Raw genomic sequence first — 436 nt, 5'->3', positions numbered from 1 at the left:
ACGATTCAATCCTTAAGGAAAACTTAAGAAAATCATTGGCGGGGTTAAAGATAGTTTAGGCTTGGGGCTGGTGAAGCAAAAGAGGGGGCAGAAAGCCCGAGAGTTCTGCTTTGCTTTCCCGGACTACAAAACTAAACCGGTTACAAAATAAGTACCTCCTGGATTAGCTCCCAAACCTCGCGATTCGTTCATTGAGTTCGCTAGGGAGTTTTTGTTCATATCCTTCTTTAAAGAGCTTGGTGTTGTGCGCAACAAAAAAAGTAGAAATATTGAATAAGGAGGGAACGGATGTATTAAATCCGAGCTCTCTGTAAGCCCTGGCATCTGCGATGTTCAACTCGGGTTTTAATTTTTTGTTATTCTCATCGCGTAAAATGATATTTTTTGCATTGGGAAAACGGGCTTGAATGGCCTGCCGTTGGGCTTGCGTCATCTG

The 436-nt window shown here is 42.9% G+C and carries 1 pseudogene; it reads right to left on the bottom strand.

Features of this window, described 5'->3' with window-relative positions:
• Positions 1-163: 163 nt before the first annotated feature.
• Positions 164-436: pseudogene (locus Lste_RS19360) on the bottom strand (Dot/Icm T4SS effector LegL2); the annotation flags it as partial.

This window comes from Legionella steelei (genome assembly GCF_001468005.1).
GTDB lineage: Bacteria > Pseudomonadota > Gammaproteobacteria > Legionellales > Legionellaceae > Legionella > Legionella steelei.
The sequence above is the reverse complement of the archived record's forward strand: the minus strand, read 5'-3'. Positions and strand labels throughout refer to the sequence as shown.